Origin of the sequence: Candidatus Magnetobacterium casense, assembly GCF_000714715.1 — a bacterium.
Lineage (GTDB): Bacteria > Nitrospirota > Thermodesulfovibrionia > Thermodesulfovibrionales > Magnetobacteriaceae > Magnetobacterium > Magnetobacterium casense.
Window position 1 is genome coordinate 21,439 of the sequence record NZ_JMFO01000029.1, and the last position, 19,400, is coordinate 40,838.

Sequence of the window (19,400 nt, forward strand, 5' to 3'; positions counted from 1 at the left end):
TATTGTGATAGTATAAATTGAACAAAAATGGTATTATTAAAGAGAAGGACTTTTTATGATTAAACATGTAAGAGGGAATCTGCTGGAAGCTGATGTTGAAGCCCTTGTTAACACGGTTAACACTGTGGGAGTGATGGGGAAGGGTATTGCCTTGCAATTTAAACGGGCATTTCCCGACAATTATAACGCATATAAAAAGGCATGTAATCAGCAAGAGGTACGAATTGGCAAGATGTTTGTTTACCACACTGATAAAATGATTAATCCACGTTACATTATAAATTTTCCCACAAAACAGCATTGGAAGGGCAAATCCAGCCTTACTGACATTGAAGACGGGATAAAGTCTCTGATGGAGGTTATAAGAAACAAAGGTATAAAGTCAATTGCCATTCCACCGTTAGGTTGTGGAAATGGCGGCTTACGGTGGGTTGATGTGTTGAACTGCATTGAAGCTGCCTTTGAGGAGCTTCCGGATATTAACGTTGTCTTATACGAGCCATCCGGCGTACCAAAAACAGAGGATATGCCCATGACAACTAAAAGACCCGAGATGAAGTCAAGTCGTGCAGCGCTTATCTGTTTGATTGAAAAGTATATAATTCCAGGGTACCGTTTGACGTTGATAGAGATACAAAAGCTTGCTTATTTCTTGCAAGTTGCAGGAGAACCGTTAAACCTGAACTTTGTAAAAGGGAAATACGGTCCTTATGCTGAGGCTCTGAATCACGTTTTACGACGAATGGAGGGGCATTTTATAACGGGATATGGAGACAAAAGTTGTGATGCCTCTATACGTTTAACAGCCAGTGCCATCGAGGAAGCCAGAGAGATTCTCCAATGCAATCAAGACACCTCTGAGCGGCTTGAGACGGTTATGCGGCTCATTGATGGCTATGAATCACCATACGGAATAGAACTCCTGTCAACAGTACACTGGCTTGGTCGGGAGTATCCCGCCGTAAAGGAGAATTTTTATGCCGCCATGGATGGTTTTAAATCATGGAGTGAATACAAAGAGAAGACTTTTAATCCTGAGCATATCAAAAAGGCCTGGTCAAGGCTCCGTGAACATAGATGGTTGTAAGACGGAAAATATCTTGGACAGGATTTAGACACACGTGAATGTCATAGATAAGGTAATAGCCTGGTTGCAGGCAGAGATAGATAAGCTCAAGCGTCTGAAGAAAACGCAAGACCCTGATGATAGGACATCAGAAATTGAGATCGTCCAAACTCTGTATGTTAAGTTGAGGGCAGACTATGACAACCTCGTCAACAACTACACCAGCCTGCAAGACAATCACATGCTGGTGACAAAACAATTGTCGAGATTACGCGTAGGGATAGAGAACTTTAAGGATCTCAACTCGGGTCTGCGCAAGGCCTCTGAAACCAAGCGGATGACCATTGACAGACTACAGCAGGAACTCCGATTTGCACAGTCCCAGTATGACAGTTGCATGGCCAGGTTGCAGAGTGAAATAGACTCGGCCAAGAGTGAAAATGCCATGTTACAACAGAAACTGATTGAGAGAGAGGCTTACATCGCTCAGTTACAGATTCATTGCCACGATACGGAACATCAAACACCAACAGACCAGGACGATGTTGCGGCAGTGCAGCCAAAACCGCCAGAAGTAACAGAGCCGGCAAGAGATCGCATAAAAGGCAAGTTTGACCCCCTGTGGTATGACGAATATCACCGGAGAAATAAAGGCAGAACCCCAAAAGACAAAGATTACCTGAGTCTGCGGGCATTTGCCAGGGAAAAAGGCGTAGACAGCCATACCATACGCAGGGGATTCAAGAGGGTTGAACATGACAGACGCCTTGATATTTAACACAGCAGCCTGTTATATTATATCTTAAAAAAATCTAAAGAAAGAGGTGGCCAATGGCTAATAAAGTACATATCATTGACGTAACCAACCGCGACGGTGTTCAGACGTCCAGGATACTGTTGCCCAAACTGTCAAAGACGATGCTAAACGTCTATCTGGATGAGATGGGTGTATACCAGAGCGAGGTGGGATTTCCTACCTTGAGACATGAGATCGGCTATATCAACGCAAATCTCAAACTGTATGAAAAAGGGGTAATAAAAAACATACACCTTGAAGGCTGGTGCAGGGCTGTCCTGGAGGATATAGAGCTTACATTCAAGAACTGTCCTAAGATAAAACATCTTAACATCTCCGCCTCTACCTCGGATATCCTCCTGCGCGGGAAGTTCCAGGGCAAGAAGACCTTTGCCGATGTGGTCAAGGGCATGGCAGAGGCCGTAAGGGCGGCCAAGGCTCAAGGGATCGAAACCATTGGTGTCAATGCAGAGGATGCCTCCCGAACTGAAATCGAAAGGCTTGAAGAATTCATCATAGCAGGCAAGGAGGCCGGTGCTGACAGGTTCCGCTACTGTGACACCCTGGGTACGGAAGGACCAATATCCATGTATGAAAACATAAAAAAGCTCTCCGAACGGACCGGCTTTCCTATTGAGATGCACTGCCACAACGACCTGGGCATGGCCGAGGCAATATCAATAGCGGGTGCACGGGCGGCGCTTGAGTGTGGGATTGACACATACATCAATACCACGGTAAACGGCTACGGAGAGCGTGCAGGTAACGCCGACCTGGTCTCAATCCTCCTGGCACTGCGGTTTTCGTCCTACTTCAGGGACAATCCTATACTTGGTGATAACGTTAATCTGAAGTTGTCCTGGCGGTTGGCCAAGTACGCATCGTATGCCTTTGGGTTGCCCATAGCGATCAATCAGCCCGGAGTGGGTGCAAACGCCTTTGCACACGAGTCCGGTATCCACGCAGATGGCGCCCTCAAAGACAGGAGAAACTACGAGCTTTACGACCCCGAGGACGTTGGCCGTGGGGTGCCCGACCTGCTTCAGACCGGAAGGGTGATAACCACCGGGGCATATGGCGGCATCAAGGGATTCAGGCACGTCTACGACAACCTTGGCGTCTACTTTGCCACCGACGAAGAGGCACGTGATGTCCTTGAACTCGTGCAGTATGCCAACCTCCATACGCAAAAGCCTCTTACCGATGACGAACTGCGCTTTATCGCCAGTAACCCGGAAGAGGTGAGGGAGATACTACGGGTATGCATATAGAACCATCCGGCAGACACAGGGTGACCCTGATCCCGGGAGATGGCGTTGGCCCGGAGGTCTCAGAGGCCGTGGTACGGGTGATCGACGCCACGGGAGTCAAGATAGACTGGGATGTCCAGAATGCCGGTACGGACGTCTATGAGGCAGAGGGTACGCCCTTGCCTCAACGGGTCATAGACAACATCAAGGACAACAAGGTTGCTATTAAAGGTCCGGTCACCACGCCGGTGGGGACGGGCTTCAGGAGTATAAACGTCGCACTGAGACAGGAACTTGACCTCTATGCCTGCCTCAGACCCTGTAAGTCATACGCAGGGGCAAGGAGCATCTATGCAAACGTAGACCTGGTAGTGGTCAGGGAAAATACCGAAGACCTCTACGCCGGCATAGAGTTCCAGAAGGACGCACAGGTCACAACGGAATTGATTGACTTCATAGCGGCCAAGTCCGGTAAGCCGATCCGTCCGGATTCGGGGGTAAGTATCAAACCCATATCGGTCTATGGCACCGAGCGGATAGTGCGTTTTGCCTTTGATTATGCAAGGAACAACAACCGCAGGAAAGTCACCGCTGTCCATAAGGCCAACATCATGAAGCATTCCGACGGATTATTCCTGGAGGTAGCCAGGGAGGTGGCCAAGTCCTATCCGGACATAGAGTTTGAGGACAGGATCATCGACAACATGTGTATGCAGCTTGTTCAGAAGCCGGAGCTTTATGACGTCCTGGTGTTGCCCAATCTCTATGGCGACATCGTGTCAGACCTTGCGGCCGGCCTGATTGGCGGACTGGGGTTGGCTCCTGGGGCGAACATCGGAGCCGGTGTTGCGGTCTTTGAGGCAACCCACGGCAGTGCACCCAAGTACAAGGGGCTGAACAAGGTCAATCCGATGGCCATGATGCTCTCCGGTGTCATGATGCTGCACTACCTCGGGCACAGAGAGGAGGCTTCAAGGCTCGATAGCACCATTGCAGACCTGATCAGGGAAGGCAGGTTCGTTACCTACGACATGAAACCCTCCCCCGATGACCCCACAGCCATAGGCACCTCCAACGTGGCCGACGAAATAGTCAAACGATTACAGGCGTGAATAAAAGGGTGACTACGCTTATTTTTCGCTCCAGGGGGTGAGGTGCCCCTGCCATAGAAGTCGCACTGGGCAGGGTAATAGCATTTGACCGTAAGAAAAAAAGGGGCGGCTCCGCTTCTTGGCGCTCCAGGTCGCACCTGGCCCCCTTCAGAACCCCCCGCAAGGGGTCACGGACCCCTTGACCCCATCATGCGCAGACCGCAGGCTTGATTTTTAAACATTCTGCTATAATATAGTTAAGCGGCAGAGGTTAATAACAGAAATCGAGGGACATTAACAAACAGTGCAGGAGAGCTAAACTGACAGAGGAGTTCAATGGATATGGAAGACATTAATCACAAAGACTTACGATGTGCAATAGGCAAGGAATACGCCGAGGTTGCGCCAAAACCCGTCCAAAAGCCGGAAGAGCCAAAAACCTCCCTATTCAACCGTAAAGAGCACTGGGAGGGCGTCTACAAAAACAAGCTGCCCACTCAGGTAAGCTGGTATGAGGAGTATCCGGAGGTCTCACTGAAACTGATCAAGTCCACAGGGGTTGGTCCCGATGGCAACATCATAGACGTGGGAGGCGGTACGTCAAGTGTTGCGGATATGCTCCTGGCAGATGGCTATCAGAGGATAACCGTCCTGGATATTTCGGCCTCTGCACTGGCAAACTCACGCCAGAGACTCAGGGAACAAGCCCACAGGGTCAAGTGGCTTGAGGCCGATATCACCGGGGTTAAACTCCCGGAGCGGTATGACCTCTGGCATGACCGGGCGGTCTTTCACTTCCTCACGGATGCCGATGACCGCAGGAAGTATGTCCGGGCGGTCAAGCAATCGTTAAAGCCAGGCGGACACCTTATCGTAGCGACCTTTGCCATAGATGGTCCGCAGAAGTGCAGTGGCCTGGATGTGGTGAGGTATAGCCCGGAGACTCTGCATGCCGAGTTTGGAGACGAGTTTGAATTATTGGAGTCCTTTGGCATAGATCACGTTACGCCTGCAAAGGGGATGCAACGGTTTACCTTTTGTCGCTTCAGACGGACAACGTAACGGGATAATATGCCGCTCTCTGGCGAAATATTTTTGAGTGACATATTGCATAAGCCTGTCTTTGACATGAAGGGCGAGGAGCTTGGCAAGATACACGACGTCCTTGTCGTAAAGGGTGAGACATTGCCCAGGATCGAGGCGCTTATCATAAAGAGCAGGGACAGCTTTTACAGGGTGGATTACAAGAGCCTGAGCATATTCAACAGGAGGATGATGACCACAACGTTGCAGCATGACAACCTGCCAGGGTACGACTCCTTCGATGCAGACCTGCTTGCCGCACGTGACGTACTGGACAAACAGGTCGTGGACATTAACGGGGCCAAGGTGGTCAGGGTCAACGACATAAAGATCGAGGGCTACAGGAACTGGGCGGTTCTTGTAGCCATAGACGTTGGTATGCGGGGATTGCTCAGGCGCCTGGGGGTGGAGAAAAAGGCAATAGAGCTGTTGGCTTTGCTAAAGCTGCACCTGCCGGAGAACCTGATCAGATGGGACTACCTGCAGCCGTTAAGTCCGCGGTTAAAGTCGATTTCGCTGAAGGTAACCCAGAAGCTGGCAAAAATACACCCGGCAGACTTGGCCGACATAATCAGCTCGGTGTCACGGGCTGAGGGTGCGAGTTTTTTCCGTTCCCTGGATGTGGAGTCTGCCGCCGAAACCCTTTCTGAGCTGGAGTCCGGCACACAGGTGGAGATACTCTCCAACATGGACCCCGAAAAGGCCGCTGCCATCATCGAGGAGATGGCCCCCGATGACGCCGTTGACATACTGAGCGACCTGCCCAAAGACAAGACCAAGCAGATACTCGATTCCTTTGAGCAAGAGGACGCCGAAAACATCCACGAACTGCTCAGTCACGAGGAAGACACCGCCGGCGGGTTGATGAATACCGAGTTCTTGCTCTACAGTTCCGAAACAAAGGTGCGGGAGGTCATTGAGCGATTTAAGACCGAGGCGCACGATGTTGAAACCATCTACTATCTGTATGTGGCCGACAAGTATGGTGTTCTGGTTGGCGTGGTATCCCTGAAGGACATGTTGCTCTCAGATGGCGAAATGAGTCTGTCCTCAATCATGTCAACCAACATAAAGTCCGTCAAACCCGACGACGATGAGGACATCGTGGCCGCCAAGATATCCAAGTACAACCTCGTTGCCATCCCCGTTGTGGATGATGACGGACAGATGGTTGGCCTTGTAACCGTTGACGACATCGTTGACAGAATATTGCCTCCAAGTGCCCGGAGGAAACGAAAAAAAATATGAAAAATCGTCATAATGGAGGATGACACAGATGCACATAGAGGGTCTTTACGAAATAATCCCGCTTCGTGAGTTCAGGAACACGCCACAGGTCAAGTTTCATATAACCCCGTTGCAGCGGCTGCCCCGGATCGATTCTGTTGACCGGGTGGAGCACGGGCCAAATGCGCAGTCGCCTACCATCCAGGGGGATGTGCGCTCCCTGTGGTACTACCACAAGGCCCAGACGGACAACCTCCTGGTGTTTAAGGGCTCCAGGGTTACGCAACTGTATACGCCCAGGCACGGCAGGGTTGAGGTCGTCGAAGTAACCACAGACAGCATCAAAAAGGATGGACAACTGCTCTACGAAGGTCCTGCCATGCTTGCCTGGCCCCCTGGCGTCTTTCATCGGGTCTGTAGCGGACCGGAGGGGTCATTGTCGCTTAACTTCGCCATACACCACGAGGGGTTTTCTCTGGAGGATAACTTCGATATATATGAGGTAGACGTCGAGGGGGCCACCTACAGGCTTGTCAGACATGGGCATGCAGACCAGAAATAAAGAGGTGTACACTCGGGGGGGAAGGCTGCCTTGGCAGAGCAATCCCCCGGGGGTGATTAAAAAAATTGCCACTGCAAAAAATAATGAATTGCAAATTGATCTCAAATGTTATATCATAGTAGCTAAAATTTAGAGACTAAGGAGTGTAAGTGCATTATTTTACCTACAAAAATAACCTCTTGCATGCAGAGGACGTACCAGTGACAACGCTTGTGCAACAGTACGGGACACCTCTTTACGTCTACAGCTACAACACCCTGCTGAGGCACTTCAAGGCCTACGACGAGTCCTTTAAGGACTTCCCGCATCTTGTGTGCTTTGCCCTGAAGGCGAACTCCAACGGAACAGTGCTGCGGATATTTGGAGAGTTTGGCGGGGGGGCAGACATAGTCTCCGGGGGTGAGCTATACAGGGCAAGAAAGGCAGGTATCCCGCCCGAGCGCATTGTCTACGCCGGTGTCGGCAAGAAGGACGATGAGATACGTTATGCCCTCTCTGAGGGTATCATGATGTTCAACGTAGAGTCTGAGCAGGAGCTTGCGGCCATTGACAGGATAGCCGGTGAGCTGGGTATAAAGGCCCCCGTGGCGCTACGTGTAAACCCCGACATAGACCCTGGCACCCATCCCTACATATCAACGGGGTTGAAGGAGAACAAGTTCGGGATTCCCTTTGAGCAGGCCCTGGAGTCCTACAAGCAGGCCAACAAATTGAAAAACATCTCCGTGGTGGGTATCCACAAGCACATCGGTTCACAGATAATCAGTCTGGCGCCGTTTCTTGACTCACTCAACCGGCTCGTTGCCCTGATAGACTCGCTCAAGGAAGAAGGCATAGACATGAAGTACCTCGACATTGGCGGTGGGTTGGGCATACAGTACCTCGATGAGATTCCCCCTCACCCCTCGGAACTTGCCAACAAGATAATCCCGATCCTTCAAGGTCGGGATATCACGGTGGTAATGGAGCCGGGAAGGACCCTGGTTGGCAATGCGGGTATCCTTATAACGGAAGTCCTGTACATCAAGAAGGGGCACGACAGGGAATTTATGATCGTTGACGCCGGCATGAACGACCTTGCACGGCCTGCCATGTATGGGGCATATCATCACATCATGCCCGTGCATAAGCGCAAACGCAAGATGGTCTTTGCCGATGTGGTTGGTCCTATCTGCGAATCGGGCGATTTCTTGGGCAAGGACAGGGAGATACAGTCGCTGCTCCCCGGCGAGTATGCAGCCATTATGAGTGCGGGGGCATACGGATACTCCATGAGTTCAAACTACAACAGCAGACCCAGGGCCGCCGAGGTCCTCGTCAGGGGGACCGAACACTACCTCGTGCGCAAGCGTGAGTCTTTTGACGACCTGCTGAGACACGAGGTCGTACCGGAGTTCCTGAAGAACCCGTCTGACACGTAGGTTGTCAGTGCAGTGAAGATAGACTTTGTTAAGATGCACGGGCTTGGCAACGACTTCATACTTGTGGATTGCCTCAGGCAGGTGCAGTTACAGGCCCTTACGGGTCAAGACTGGCAGTCTATGGCGCCAGGACTCTGTAACAGGCGTTTTGGCGTGGGGGCTGACCAAATACTCTTGCTCCTGCCGTCATCGGAGCGGAACTACAACTGTAAGGAGCAATCCGATCAATTTGATTTTCAGATGAAGATATACAACGCCGATGGCTCCGAGGTAGAAATGTGCGGCAACGGCATCAGGGCGTTGGCAAAATACGTATGGGACGAAGCCCTCTCCGGCAACAACCCCCTGGCAATAGATACCCTTGCAGGTGTGATCAGGCCCCAACGTGCAGGCGACCTCATATGTGTTGACATGGGCATTCCGCAGTTAGAGGTAAGCTCCATAGCGATGGACTCCGTTGGCGGGGTCATCGGTTATCCCTTAGAGGTCGCAGACAGGGTGTTTGCGATAACCCACGTTTCAATGGGTAATCCACACACAATTATTATAACGGAGGACGTTGACGGTTTTCCCGTTGCCCGGTACGGCCCGTTGATTGAAACCCACAAGCTATTTCCAAACAGAACCAACGTTGAATTCATCGAGGTGTTAAGTCGCACGGAGGTAAGGATGCGTGTATGGGAGCGCGGTGCGGGTGAGACGCTTGCCTGTGGCACGGGGGCATGTGCCGTGGCCGTGGCAACCAGTATAAAAGGTCTTACCGACAGAGCAGTCACGGTACATCTGAGGGGTGGTAAACTCCACATAGAATGGCGGCAAGCTGATGGCCACGTATACATGACCGGCCCCGCTACAAGGGTTTTTAACGGTTCGGCAGAGTTAACGTAAAGAAGCCCACCTTTTATGCCGGGGCGCTTGACCCCTCGCTGCCCCCTTCTTTGTCTTTTCTTCTTAGGGGGGTGAACTATTACGATAAAAAAAATCAGGAGATATACGATGACGGAGATAGGGATTATTGGCGGCAGTGGTTTTTACAACATTGGAGACAATGACCGACCTGCTGATACAAGCATAGAGTTGATCGAAGAGATATCGGTGGATACGCCGTATGGTTTGCCCTCTGATCGCTATAAGGCGCTGAGGATAGCGGGCAGAGACGTGTTGTTTCTACCGCGCCACGGGTCGGGTCACAGCATAGCGCCACACAAGGTCAACTACCGCGCCAACATCTGGGGGTTCAGAGAGCTTGGCGTAAACCGGATATTTGCGGTGGGTGCAACCGGCGCCATCAACAAGGTGTTAAATCCCGGGGACATGGTCATCCCAGACCAGATAATTGACATGACACACGGTCGCCCCTCAACCTTCTACGAAGAAGGCGAGGTCTATCACGTGGACTTCACCGAACCGTTCTGCCCACAACTGAGGGCATGTCTGATAGAGGTGTCCAAGACGCTCACATACGAGTACACAATCTATGACGATGGTGTCTACGTCTGCACGCAGGGGCCGCGTCTTGAAACCAGACGCGAAATAAGCGCCTACTCGTGCTTAGGTGCCGACGTCGTAGGCATGACGGCAATGCCGGAAGCGATCTTGGCACGTGAGCTACAGATATGTTATAGTACCATAGCGGTGGTTACAAACCACGCCGCCGGCGTGACCTCCGAAAAACTCACGGTGACGGAGGTCAAGGATACCATGGCAAAGGCCTTTGAGACGCTGACAACACTGCTCACTGCCACCATGACCACCGTAGAACCACACCGGCAATGCCCGTGCAAGGATGCCCTCAAGGATGCCAAGGCATAGCATAAGGATATATTTTTGGGACATATTGACGATTAGTTTTTTTTTACTATAATTTAACTAAACAACAAATTAAGATATAAAAATGGAGGACTGTAACATTATGACTTTTCTAACAGGTAAGGGCGCCATGTGCAAACACGACAGGGCAAGCGTTGCAGGTGACAGGTGTGGGGTACGCTACGGCAGGCTCCTGGCATGTCTGCTGGTAATTGCATGTGTATTGTCCCTGGGCACGACGAATGCCTTTTCTCAAGAGCCTAAAAGCAAAAAATTTACACAAGAGGAGATTAAAAAGATGTCAGAAACAAAGGCGGTTATCAAGACAAAATTTGGTGATATCAAGCTGAAATTCTTCCCCGATGTTGCCCCCAATCACGTCAATAACTTTATAGAACTTGCCGAAAAAAAGTTCTACAACGGCACGACCTTTCATAGGGTTATCCCGGGGTTTATGATCCAGGGTGGAGACCCGAATTCCAAGGAGCAGGACAAGTCCAAGCATGGTATGGGAGGCCCCGGCTATACCGTCAAGGCCGAATTCAACGCCACTCCCCACAAAAAGGGCACGCTTTCGATGGCCCGCTCCGGGCATCCCGACAGCGCCGGCTCGCAGTTCTTTATCTGTGCCGCCGATGCACCCTTCCTTGACAGACAGTATACCGTATTTGGAGAGGTCACCGATGGCATAGACGTGGTTGACAAGATCGTCTCTCAACCTAGAGACCCCAGGGATAACCCCAACGAACGCATAGAGATGACCGTAGAGGTTGTTAAATAGGGTGAGGGGGCATATCTTCTTTAAGGGCATGGATTCCAGCTTTCGCTGGAATGACAGGATAGGCGTTTGTCATTCCTGTGTAAACAGGAATCCAGAAGTTGCAAAAACGCTGCTGCCGTGAAAGATAGAGAATATACATGCGGACACCATCAAAAAGAACGGAGGTATAGCCTCTGTTAAAGACTCAGAAAGATTGTCTGTATTATACTATAGATAAGTCCAGGCCGTTGCCGCCCGTTGACATATATGAAACGGCGGAGTTGCTCGTATTTGAGATAGACCTGCCAGGTATGGAGCCCAGAGAGGTTGAGATTAAGGTGGTAAACGACACTGTTGTGATAGAGGGAGTCAAGAGAGACCGCTCCGGCGGCGGAGTTGGAGGCGGCGGAGCGATTGGCTGCCGCTTTCTGTGCATGGAGAGGTTTCTTGAGGGCTTCAGGCGAGTGATAAAGATACCTGTTGCGGTTGACGTCTCCTCCGGCAGGGCCGTCTACAGAGGCGGCGTTGTTTGTCTTACGTTTCATAAGAGCGAAAATAAGGAAATTCTGATAAGAATAGAAAAGGAGTAAAATAATAGCGATGTCTGAGAGTGATAAAAAGGACGAAAAGGAACTAGAGATACCAGATACATTGCCGGTACTTCCAGTAAGAGACATAGTCGTCTTTCCATATATGATATTGCCGTTGTTTGTAGGCCGTGAGAAGTCTATCAGTGCCATAGACTACTCTCTGAATACAAACAGGATGATACTGCTGCTAACCCAAAAGGACCTCAACGTGGAGAATCCCGAACGTGATGACCTCTATGCTACGGGTACCGTAGGGTTGATCATGAGGATGCTGAAGTTGCCCGATGGCAGGGTCAAGATACTCGTGCAGGGGCTGACAAAAGCCCGGTGTCTGACAATCGAGGAAAAGGACAACCTCTACATAGCCGATATAGAAAAGATCGAAGAACAGAAGCCCGCCGAGATATCCCTCGAAATAGAGGCGCTGATCAGAACGGTTAAGGAGCAGATAGACAAGACGGTTTCGCTGGGCAAGAGCATCCTGCCCGATATAATGGTCGTGATAGAGAACCTCGATGACCCCGGACGGCTTGCCGACCTTGTGGCCTCAAACATCGGACTGAAGACAGACCAGGCACAGAACGTCTTTGAAATAGATGACCCCGTGGAACGTCTCAGTAAGGTTGGCGAAATGCTCAACCGCGAAATCGAGCTGCTGATGGTACAACAAAAGATTCAGAGCGAAGCCCGCGGAGAAATAGACAAGACTCAACGTGAGTACTTCCTCAGAGAACAACTAAAGGCGATCCAGAAGGAACTAGGCGACATCGATGAACGCATGGAGGAAGTCCGTGAGTTCAAGAAAAAGATCGAAGAGGCCAAGATGCCTGAAAAGGTACTCAAGGAGGCAGAGAAACAACTCAAACGGATCGAAAAGATGCACCCCGACAGTGCCGAGGCCGCTACCGTCAGGACATACCTCGACTGGCTTGTAGAGCTGCCCTGGTCTAAGGCCACCACCGACAACCTCGATATAAAGACAGCCAAAAAGGTACTCAACGACGACCACTATGACCTTGAAAAGATCAAAGAGCGCATCCTGGAGTACCTCAGCGTCCGCAAACTCAATCCTAAAATGAAGGGACCGATCCTGTGCTTTATCGGTCCGCCCGGAGTGGGCAAGACGTCTCTTGGCAAGTCCATAGCGCGGGCGTTGGGCAGGGAATTTGTCCGCATGTCCCTGGGAGGTGTCCGTGATGAGGCCGAAATAAGGGGCCACCGCAGGACGTATGTCGGCGCCCTGCCTGGCAGGATCATACAGGGCATCAAGCAGGCAGGCACCAACAATCCGGTCTTCATGCTCGATGAAGTAGACAAGGTGGGTACCGACTTCAGGGGCGACCCTTCCTCGGCCCTTCTGGAGGTGCTTGACCCCGAGCAGAACAACTCCTTTGTTGACCACTACCTGGCCGTACCGTTTGACCTGACAAAGGTGATGTTTATCACAACGGGCAATCTCACCGACACAATCCCCGGTCCGCTCAAAGACAGAATGGAGATCATATACCTCTCCGGTTACACGACTGAGGAGAAGATGGGCATAGCGCAAAACTATCTGATCCCCAAGCAGTTTGAAGAGCACGGCCTGACAACCGACATGTTGCGGCTGACCGATCCCGCCCTGCACCTTATGATCACACAGTATACGCGTGAGGCTGGGGTCAGAAATCTCGAACGCTCCATTGCCGAACTGTGTCGCAAGGTTGCACGACAGATTGCCGAGGGTAAGGGCAAGAAGTTTTCGGCAACCCCTAAGAATCTGATCAAGTTCCTTGGTGCCCCAAAATTCCTCCCGGAGGAAGAGATCAAAAAGGATGAGGTTGGCGTCTCCACGGGCCTGGCATGGACAGAGACTGGCGGCGATATCATATACGTTGAGGCCATCACAATGAAGGGCAAGGGCAATCTCACCATCACCGGACAACTTGGCGATGTGATGAAGGAGTCTGCACATGCCGCCCTGTCATACGTAAGGTCCAGGGCAAAAGACCTGAAAATAGACGATGACGAGTTCTCCAAGCGAGACATCCACATACACGTACCCGCCGGCGCCATTCCCAAGGATGGCCCTTCGGCCGGAATCACGATCACCACATCAATTGCATCCGCACTGACCGGCATCCCCGTAAGCAAGAACATCGCCATGACCGGCGAAGTGACCCTCAGGGGAACTGTACTGCCCATTGGCGGACTCAAAGAAAAAACACTCGCTGCAAAACGAATGGGCATAAACAGGATCATAATACCAAAGCGCAACGAAAAAGACTTCGACGAACTGCCAAAGTACATCAAAAAAGACATGGATTTCATCTTTGTCGAAACTATGGACAACGTCCTGGATACGGCGCTTAAGAGGCCAATAAAGAGGAAACGCACCGTTGAGCAATCAAAACCCGTTGAGGGTTGATGGTGAGCTAGCCCTTATAGAGCACATACGGCAACGCTTTACAAGAAAACAACCCGGCGGTAGGCTATCCGATGGCGGGTTGCCGGAACTGCCAACACTAATGGTTGGAATAGGCGACGATGCCGCAGTGCTGCGGGTTGGTGGCAAGAATGTCCTGTTGACGACCGATGTCATGGCCGAGGGTGTGCACTTTGACATGGCCTTTGCAACGCCATTTCAGGTTGGCCACAAGCTGGTGTCGGTTAACGTCAGTGATATCTATGCAATGGCCGGCAGACCGGCATACATGTTGCTAACGATGAGCATACCCACTGGCAGGATGGCCGAGGCAGATGGTTTCATCGCCGGGTTTTTTGACGGTGTTGAAAGTGCACTGACCACCTACGCTGTAGATTTGATCGGGGGGGATGTCACATCATCGGCAAGCGGGATCAACTTATCTGCAACGCTTATTGGGTTTGCCCAAAGCCTTGCCCTCAGAAGCGGGGCAGTGGTCGGAGACAAAATATATGTTACGGGCAATCTTGGGGATTCGGCCTGCGGATTGCACCTGCTGCGGAGGCTTAATAGACCGGTGGCCATAGAAAGGCCAGAGACAATAACAGAGACGATAAACGTTCCACTTGCGTGGCATGTCATGGAGCCGCTGTTGCGCAGACACCTGATGCCTGTTGTCAGCGCCCCGGTGGGCACAGAGAGGGTTAGCGCAATGATGGATATAAGCGACGGCCTGTCGATAGACCTGCGCAGGTTGTGTGAACACAGTGGCGTTGGGGCCAGGGTGTATGAGGCAAATCTCCCGCAGTCACCTGCAATGACTGAGGCGGCGGCATTGCTGGGACTCAATCCAACCATGTTGGCCTTGTGTGGGGGGGAGGACTACCAATACCTCTTTACCTCATCCGAGTCGCTGTCGGGGTATCGGTGCATCGGAGAGATCACTGAAAGCGAATTCGTTTTTATAGACACAGACAACAGACAACGGGAGTTGATAAGGTGTGGATATGAGCACTTCAAGAATTAAGGCTAAACTTAAGGAGTTCATGGGGATAGAGGATTCACCCATGAAGGTGGCCGTATCCTTTGGGGTTGGGACGCTTATAGCGTTTTCCCCCTGGGTGGGGTTACATACGGTGTTGGTTATTGTCCTGGCTATGGCATTTAAGTTGAACAAGGTGGCGATATTGACGGCGGCCTATATTAACAACCCCTTTACCATTGTTCCGATCTCCACGTTTTGCATCTGGGTGGGGATGAAGCTCATGGGGATGGAGGCAACTGGCATTACGATTGATTTTGGTAACCTTACGCTATCAAACGTGATGGGTGTCTTTGGTGTGTTGCTGATGCCTTTTATCTGGGGGTCATTGTTTGTCTCCGTGATAGTCGCGGTCTTGTCGTTTTTTATAGTCCTGCATATCTTTCGTCTGAAGCAGCGTTTGCGGACACCCCCCCCTGTTGATATCCTCAACCCGGCGGATTACGTCGATGAGCTTACCCCTGCCGACTGTGTCGTGGATGACAAACATGATGGCGGGGGGAGTTGACAACACCCACGCACATGCCTTACGTCACACTGGTAACCCTTGGGTGTCCCAAAAATCAGGTCGATTCAGAGCACCTGCTGAGGGCCCTGCACAGAGAGGGCATATACAACACCGATTCGGTTGAGGATGCGGGCATAATCCTGGTTAACACGTGCGGCTTTATCAACGATGCCAAGGAGGAGTCCATCAACGAGGTTATCAACCTGGCGCAACACAAGGGGTCGGATAGGAAGCTGGTGGTCTTTGGCTGTCTCAGCCAGCGTTACAAGGACGAACTGGTAAAGGAGCTGCCAGAGATCGATGCCATCTGGGGGGTTGACAAGGCCGATGAGATCGTGCGCTACTGCAAGGATACACTAAGCCCTGGCGTCAGACCTGCCCCTGGGGGGCAGCGCCCCCTGGCTCAATTTGCATCCCATGCTATCCCGTCGGGGGTAACAGGCGGGGGACTGTATGCCTACATAAAGATAGCCGAGGGGTGTAATCGCCCATGTGGTTACTGCGTGATCCCTGCCATCAGGGGCGGGTTCAGGAGCGTCCCCGCTGCCGCTGTCATAGCGGAGGCCGAGGCTTGTATAAAGGCCGGTAAGAAGGAGTTGATCCTCGTTGCACAGGACCTCACTTACTATGGCAAGGACATCGGATATGACCTGCCGCATCTTATCGGTGACATTGCCGCCATAAGCGGGGATTTCTGGATACGCTTATTGTACCTGTATCCCACGGCACTCAGTGACGCCCTGCTTGAGGTCATAAGCGCTCAGGACAAGGTCTGCAAGTACCTTGACATTCCGTTGCAGCACTCAGAGGACAAGGTGCTGCGTGCGATGGGCCGTGCCGGAGGCAGGAGATACTATGCCGACCTGCTCCGGAGGTTGCGGCGCGACATCCCTGACGTGGCGCTGAGGACGACCTTTATCGTTGGATATCCCGGAGAGACGCAGGAGGATTTTAACGGCCTCAAGGCCTTTGTCGGTGAGGCGGGGTTTGACTGTCTTGGTGTCTTTGCCTATTCCGATGAGGAGGGCACGGCGGCTTATCACTTGCCGGATAAGGTCTCTGAGCGCACCAAGAAAAAAAGACTGGATGAGCTGATGTCCATGCAGGGGCAGATATCCTATGAGCGAAACGCCCGTTACGTTGGCAGACGCTTCAGGGCGCTTATAGATGAGACCACAGCCGAACTGACCATAGCGCGTCTATATTGCCATGCCCCTGAGATCGATGGCAGTGTGCTCATAAGGGGACAGTCACCCGCAAAGGTGTACGACTTTACAGACGTTGAGATAACCTCTGCCCTGCAATACGACCTGGTTGGATGTCTGGCGTAGGCGTTACTTGTATGCATAGTCTGGCATTTGTCGTAAACAACGTGCTGAGGAAGCTGACTGCCATGCATGTAATTCTCTTTTTTCTGACATTTGTCTCTACGCTAATAGCGGGCGCATTGCAAAAGGGGATCAATCCCCTTGATGACCCCGGCAGGATATATGAGGGCTTGCCCTTTGCCATGACACTCCTCTCTATACTGCTGGCACATGAGCTGGCACACTACCTGGCATCCATCAGCCATGACACGATAGCCACGTTGCCGTACTTTATACCCGGACCATCCATCTTTGGTACCTTCGGGGCATTTATCAAGATGAAGTCGCCCATAACCACACGCACTGCCCTGATAGACATAGGGGCCTCCGGGCCGATAGCCGGGTTTCTTGTGTCTTTGGTAGCGGTTGTGTTTGGGTTGTTTTACTCCGACGTGGTGGAGGTAACCGATGGCCTGGCCTTTGAGTTGGGTGATTCGTTGTTGTTTTACCTGCTGACAAAGATTATTGTAGGGACGCCCCCGGAGGGGTTTGACGTACTATTGAGTCCGGTTGCGTTTGCCGGTTGGATAGGGTTTCTTGTCACGTCGTTGAACCTGCTGCCAATTGGGCAACTGGATGGCGGACACATCGTCTATGCCATTGAAAAGGATATACACACCTGGGTGTCCCGGACGTTGCTCGTGGTGTTGAGCGTATCAGGCATCTGGCTCTGGACTGGTTGGTTGACCTGGACATTGTTGTTACTCATACTTGGGATACATCATCCGCCAGTACTCTTTAGCGACATCCCCCTTCAGCCGTCAAGGAAAAAGACCGCCTTAGTCTCCCTGTCCATCTTCATCCTGACATTCATTCCACAACCATTTAAAATGTCATAAGGGAACCCTGTCCGGGCATCTATACCAGACAAAAACAGGTTTGCAAATTAAAGTTAAGTGTCTATACCGGTTAAGCTATTATTCTTCTTGCAAACTCCAGTTAGCTTGGTATAACCAAAAAGGCGCAACGATACCTACACAAACAGACTCTGGCTCAACAGAAGAATCGTTCAGGTGGGGAATAACGCCAACAATTAAGGTTAAGGCTGCCACAGCAATCTTTTAATAAACTCGGCTAACAGTGTTGCGATTGATTTTGTCCCTATATCATATGTCAAGGTTAACAATCTATCCGGAGTTTTCCACAGAGGGTGTTTCCGTAGCAACAAGTCCTTGGAAATAAAAGAAAAATTAGGAAGGATTGTGTAGTAACATAGCCTCTTTTATTTCTTCCAAATTAAAAACTTTCCAAAGATTCTTTTGTACTGTGCTTAATTCGACAATCCTTCTTTCAGCCTCATTGATGTCATAAACCATTATTACTTCTTTGATATCTGTTAATTCATCCTTAAGTAACGTTGGACTCATTTTATATCCACTTTGCTCTACCATCCATTGCATAACTCTTATGAGTGTCATTGAAACAACGCAACAAAAAGCATAAGCATGTATTTTTGAGTCTGTCCAATGTCGAATTGGTCTAAAGCGAATTATTGTAGAGTCTTTTAATAAATGAAAGTCATCTTCGATAATATTCTTTTCAATATATGTATCTATCAAGAAACCTGTTTCGGCTTGAAGCATATCTGAAAATATAATCAATTTACCAAATCTTTTTTTCCTTTTTTCTATCTCATCTCTATTCAATTCTAAACAAATCTTATCCTCCTTTAGTGATATATCTATACATAGTCCGTATGAACTGTCGCTTTTCATTGTCATTATTCCCTTAGTTATTTTTGCAGGCTTTTTCTTGTAACTATTCCACTTTTCCATTAGGATTTGTCCACAAATAACTTGTACAAATGGTGTCTAAATATGTTATGATCAAAAAGTGCAAAGCGATACCGAACTTATGATACAAAGAAAATTTGAAGTACTCAAAGATGTTTTAGACGAACAAGGCAGACGAATGTGGGCTGCAGTGGAAGCCGAGGCATTGGGACGAGGAGGAGTTACTTCAGTTTCCAGAACTACTGGTCTTTCGCGGACAACGATATATGAAGGAATTAGACGTATTGCTGAATCAAAGGAAAAACCTTCAAAAGGGAAAAAGAAGATACGTTTACCTGGAGGTGGACGCAAGCCGGTTGTTGAAACAGACCCATCCGTGCTTGTAGATATTGAGGGGTTGGTAGATCCGGTTACCCGAGGAGACCCTGAGTCTCCATTACGGTGGACCTGTAAGAGTGTTCGTAATCTTGCTGTTGCTCTTCAAAACCAAGGACATGTGATTGGTAGACAAAAAGTTGCCCACCTGCTGTCTGGTTTGGGGTACAGTTTACAAGCGAACCGGAAGATACGTGAGGGTTCAGACCATCCCGACCGCGATGCTCAGTTTAGATACATAAACGAGCAAGTGGTTGATTTCCAACAGCGTCAAGAACCAGTAATATCTGTGGACACCAAAAAGAAGGAACTTGTA

General features: G+C 50.5%; 19 protein-coding genes. 18 read left to right on the top strand and 1 reads right to left on the bottom strand.

Annotation, left to right across the window (positions count from 1 at the left end):
* Positions 1 to 55: 55 nt before the first annotated feature.
* The 17 genes from darG to Mcas_RS12980 all read left to right on the top strand — a co-directional run bounded on the left by darG (position 56) and on the right by Mcas_RS12980 (position 17,815).
* Complete coding sequence (darG, locus tag Mcas_RS12900) at positions 56 to 1,087, top strand: type II toxin-antitoxin system antitoxin DNA ADP-ribosyl glycohydrolase DarG (protein ID WP_040335965.1); 1,032 nt, start codon at positions 56 to 58, stop codon at positions 1,085 to 1,087.
* A gap of 34 nt (positions 1,088 to 1,121) precedes the next feature.
* On the top strand, positions 1,122 to 1,844 hold the full coding sequence (locus tag Mcas_RS12905) for a coiled-coil domain-containing protein (protein ID WP_040335966.1): 723 nt from the start codon (positions 1,122 to 1,124) through the stop codon (positions 1,842 to 1,844).
* Between the two features lie 53 nt (positions 1,845 to 1,897).
* Positions 1,898 to 3,133, top strand: a complete 1,236-nt coding sequence (locus Mcas_RS12910) for a hydroxymethylglutaryl-CoA lyase-like TIM-barrel protein (protein WP_040335967.1) — start codon at positions 1,898 to 1,900, stop codon at positions 3,131 to 3,133.
* Positions 3,124 to 4,224 (top strand): isocitrate/isopropylmalate dehydrogenase family protein, encoded by a 1,101-nt coding sequence (locus Mcas_RS12915; RefSeq protein ID WP_040335968.1) that lies wholly within the window; start codon positions 3,124 to 3,126, stop codon positions 4,222 to 4,224. The genes Mcas_RS12910 and Mcas_RS12915 overlap by 10 nt, the downstream gene beginning before the upstream one ends.
* A 321-nt stretch (positions 4,225 to 4,545) precedes the next feature.
* Complete coding sequence (locus tag Mcas_RS12920; protein ID WP_081853860.1) at positions 4,546 to 5,265, top strand: class I SAM-dependent methyltransferase; 720 nt, start codon at positions 4,546 to 4,548, stop codon at positions 5,263 to 5,265.
* A gap of 33 nt (positions 5,266 to 5,298) precedes the next feature.
* Positions 5,299 to 6,534, top strand: a complete 1,236-nt coding sequence (locus Mcas_RS12925; protein WP_162176330.1) for a magnesium transporter MgtE N-terminal domain-containing protein — start codon at positions 5,299 to 5,301, stop codon at positions 6,532 to 6,534.
* Between the two features lie 28 nt (positions 6,535 to 6,562).
* Positions 6,563 to 7,075 carry a hypothetical protein gene (locus Mcas_RS12930; RefSeq protein ID WP_052567426.1) on the top strand — a complete coding sequence of 171 codons (513 nt, stop codon included), beginning with the start codon at positions 6,563 to 6,565 and terminating at the stop codon, positions 7,073 to 7,075.
* Between the two features lie 149 nt (positions 7,076 to 7,224).
* On the top strand, positions 7,225 to 8,496 hold the full coding sequence (gene lysA / locus Mcas_RS12935) for a diaminopimelate decarboxylase (RefSeq protein WP_040335971.1): 1,272 nt from the start codon (positions 7,225 to 7,227) through the stop codon (positions 8,494 to 8,496).
* 12 nt (positions 8,497 to 8,508) lie between these two features.
* On the top strand, positions 8,509 to 9,384 hold the full coding sequence (gene dapF, locus Mcas_RS12940) for a diaminopimelate epimerase (RefSeq protein WP_235203541.1): 876 nt from the start codon (positions 8,509 to 8,511) through the stop codon (positions 9,382 to 9,384).
* A gap of 108 nt (positions 9,385 to 9,492) precedes the next feature.
* Entirely contained in the window at positions 9,493 to 10,308 is an 816-nt protein-coding gene (gene mtnP / locus Mcas_RS12945) for an S-methyl-5'-thioadenosine phosphorylase (RefSeq protein WP_040335972.1), read from the top strand.
* Between the two features lie 295 nt (positions 10,309 to 10,603).
* Complete coding sequence (locus Mcas_RS12950) at positions 10,604 to 11,086, top strand: peptidylprolyl isomerase (RefSeq protein WP_040335982.1); 483 nt, start codon at positions 10,604 to 10,606, stop codon at positions 11,084 to 11,086.
* 227 nt (positions 11,087 to 11,313) lie between these two features.
* Positions 11,314 to 11,655: an Hsp20/alpha crystallin family protein gene (locus Mcas_RS12955; protein ID WP_040335973.1), complete on the top strand. Its 342-nt coding sequence runs from the start codon at positions 11,314 to 11,316 to the stop codon at positions 11,653 to 11,655.
* Between the two features lie 10 nt (positions 11,656 to 11,665).
* Positions 11,666 to 14,062, top strand: coding sequence for an endopeptidase La (lon, locus tag Mcas_RS12960; RefSeq protein ID WP_040335974.1), 2,397 nt, complete (start codon positions 11,666 to 11,668; stop codon positions 14,060 to 14,062).
* On the top strand, positions 14,034 to 15,086 hold the full coding sequence (thiL, locus tag Mcas_RS12965) for a thiamine-phosphate kinase (protein ID WP_156033366.1): 1,053 nt from the start codon (positions 14,034 to 14,036) through the stop codon (positions 15,084 to 15,086). Before lon ends, thiL begins: the two co-directional genes overlap by 29 nt.
* Positions 15,067 to 15,609: a DUF2062 domain-containing protein gene (locus tag Mcas_RS12970; protein WP_040335975.1), complete on the top strand. Its 543-nt coding sequence runs from the start codon at positions 15,067 to 15,069 to the stop codon at positions 15,607 to 15,609. Before thiL ends, Mcas_RS12970 begins: the two co-directional genes overlap by 20 nt.
* Positions 15,606 to 16,940, top strand: a complete 1,335-nt coding sequence (gene rimO, locus Mcas_RS12975; RefSeq protein WP_052567430.1) for a 30S ribosomal protein S12 methylthiotransferase RimO — start codon at positions 15,606 to 15,608, stop codon at positions 16,938 to 16,940. The genes Mcas_RS12970 and rimO overlap by 4 nt, the downstream gene beginning before the upstream one ends.
* Positions 16,941 to 16,951: 11 nt before the next feature.
* Positions 16,952 to 17,815: a site-2 protease family protein gene (locus Mcas_RS12980; protein ID WP_052567432.1), complete on the top strand. Its 864-nt coding sequence runs from the start codon at positions 16,952 to 16,954 to the stop codon at positions 17,813 to 17,815.
* Between the two features lie 351 nt (positions 17,816 to 18,166).
* Here Mcas_RS12980 and Mcas_RS12985 read toward each other — a convergent pair whose 3' ends face one another.
* Entirely contained in the window at positions 18,167 to 18,751 is a 585-nt protein-coding gene (locus tag Mcas_RS12985; protein ID WP_040335976.1) for a hypothetical protein, read from the bottom strand.
* 58 nt (positions 18,752 to 18,809) lie between these two features.
* Between Mcas_RS12985 and Mcas_RS12990 the strand changes: the two genes are divergently transcribed.
* Positions 18,810 to 19,400: ISAzo13 family transposase (locus Mcas_RS12990; RefSeq protein WP_235203549.1), on the top strand; the 591-nt coding region annotated here is incomplete at its 3' end.

Excerpts from the sequence above, each read along its gene's own strand:
- darG (WP_040335965.1), top strand. The coding sequence starts at position 56 with ATGATTAAACATGTAAGAGGGAATCTGCTGGAAGCTGATGTTGAAGCC.
- Mcas_RS12910 (WP_040335967.1), top strand. The coding sequence starts at position 1,898 with ATGGCTAATAAAGTACATATCATTGACGTAACCAACCGCGACGGTGTT.
- Mcas_RS12915 (WP_040335968.1), top strand. The coding sequence starts at position 3,124 with ATGCATATAGAACCATCCGGCAGACACAGGGTGACCCTGATCCCGGGA.
- Mcas_RS12920 (WP_081853860.1), top strand. The coding sequence starts at position 4,546 with ATGGAAGACATTAATCACAAAGACTTACGATGTGCAATAGGCAAGGAA.
- Mcas_RS12930 (WP_052567426.1), top strand. The coding sequence starts at position 6,563 with ATGCACATAGAGGGTCTTTACGAAATAATCCCGCTTCGTGAGTTCAGG.
- mtnP (WP_040335972.1), top strand. The coding sequence starts at position 9,493 with ATGACGGAGATAGGGATTATTGGCGGCAGTGGTTTTTACAACATTGGA.
- Mcas_RS12950 (WP_040335982.1), top strand. The coding sequence starts at position 10,604 with ATGTCAGAAACAAAGGCGGTTATCAAGACAAAATTTGGTGATATCAAG.
- lon (WP_040335974.1), top strand. The coding sequence starts at position 11,666 with ATGTCTGAGAGTGATAAAAAGGACGAAAAGGAACTAGAGATACCAGAT.
- Mcas_RS12970 (WP_040335975.1), top strand. The coding sequence starts at position 15,067 with ATGAGCACTTCAAGAATTAAGGCTAAACTTAAGGAGTTCATGGGGATA.
- Mcas_RS12980 (WP_052567432.1), top strand. The coding sequence starts at position 16,952 with ATGCATAGTCTGGCATTTGTCGTAAACAACGTGCTGAGGAAGCTGACT.
- Mcas_RS12985 (WP_040335976.1), bottom strand. The coding sequence starts at position 18,751 with ATGGAAAAGTGGAATAGTTACAAGAAAAAGCCTGCAAAAATAACTAAG.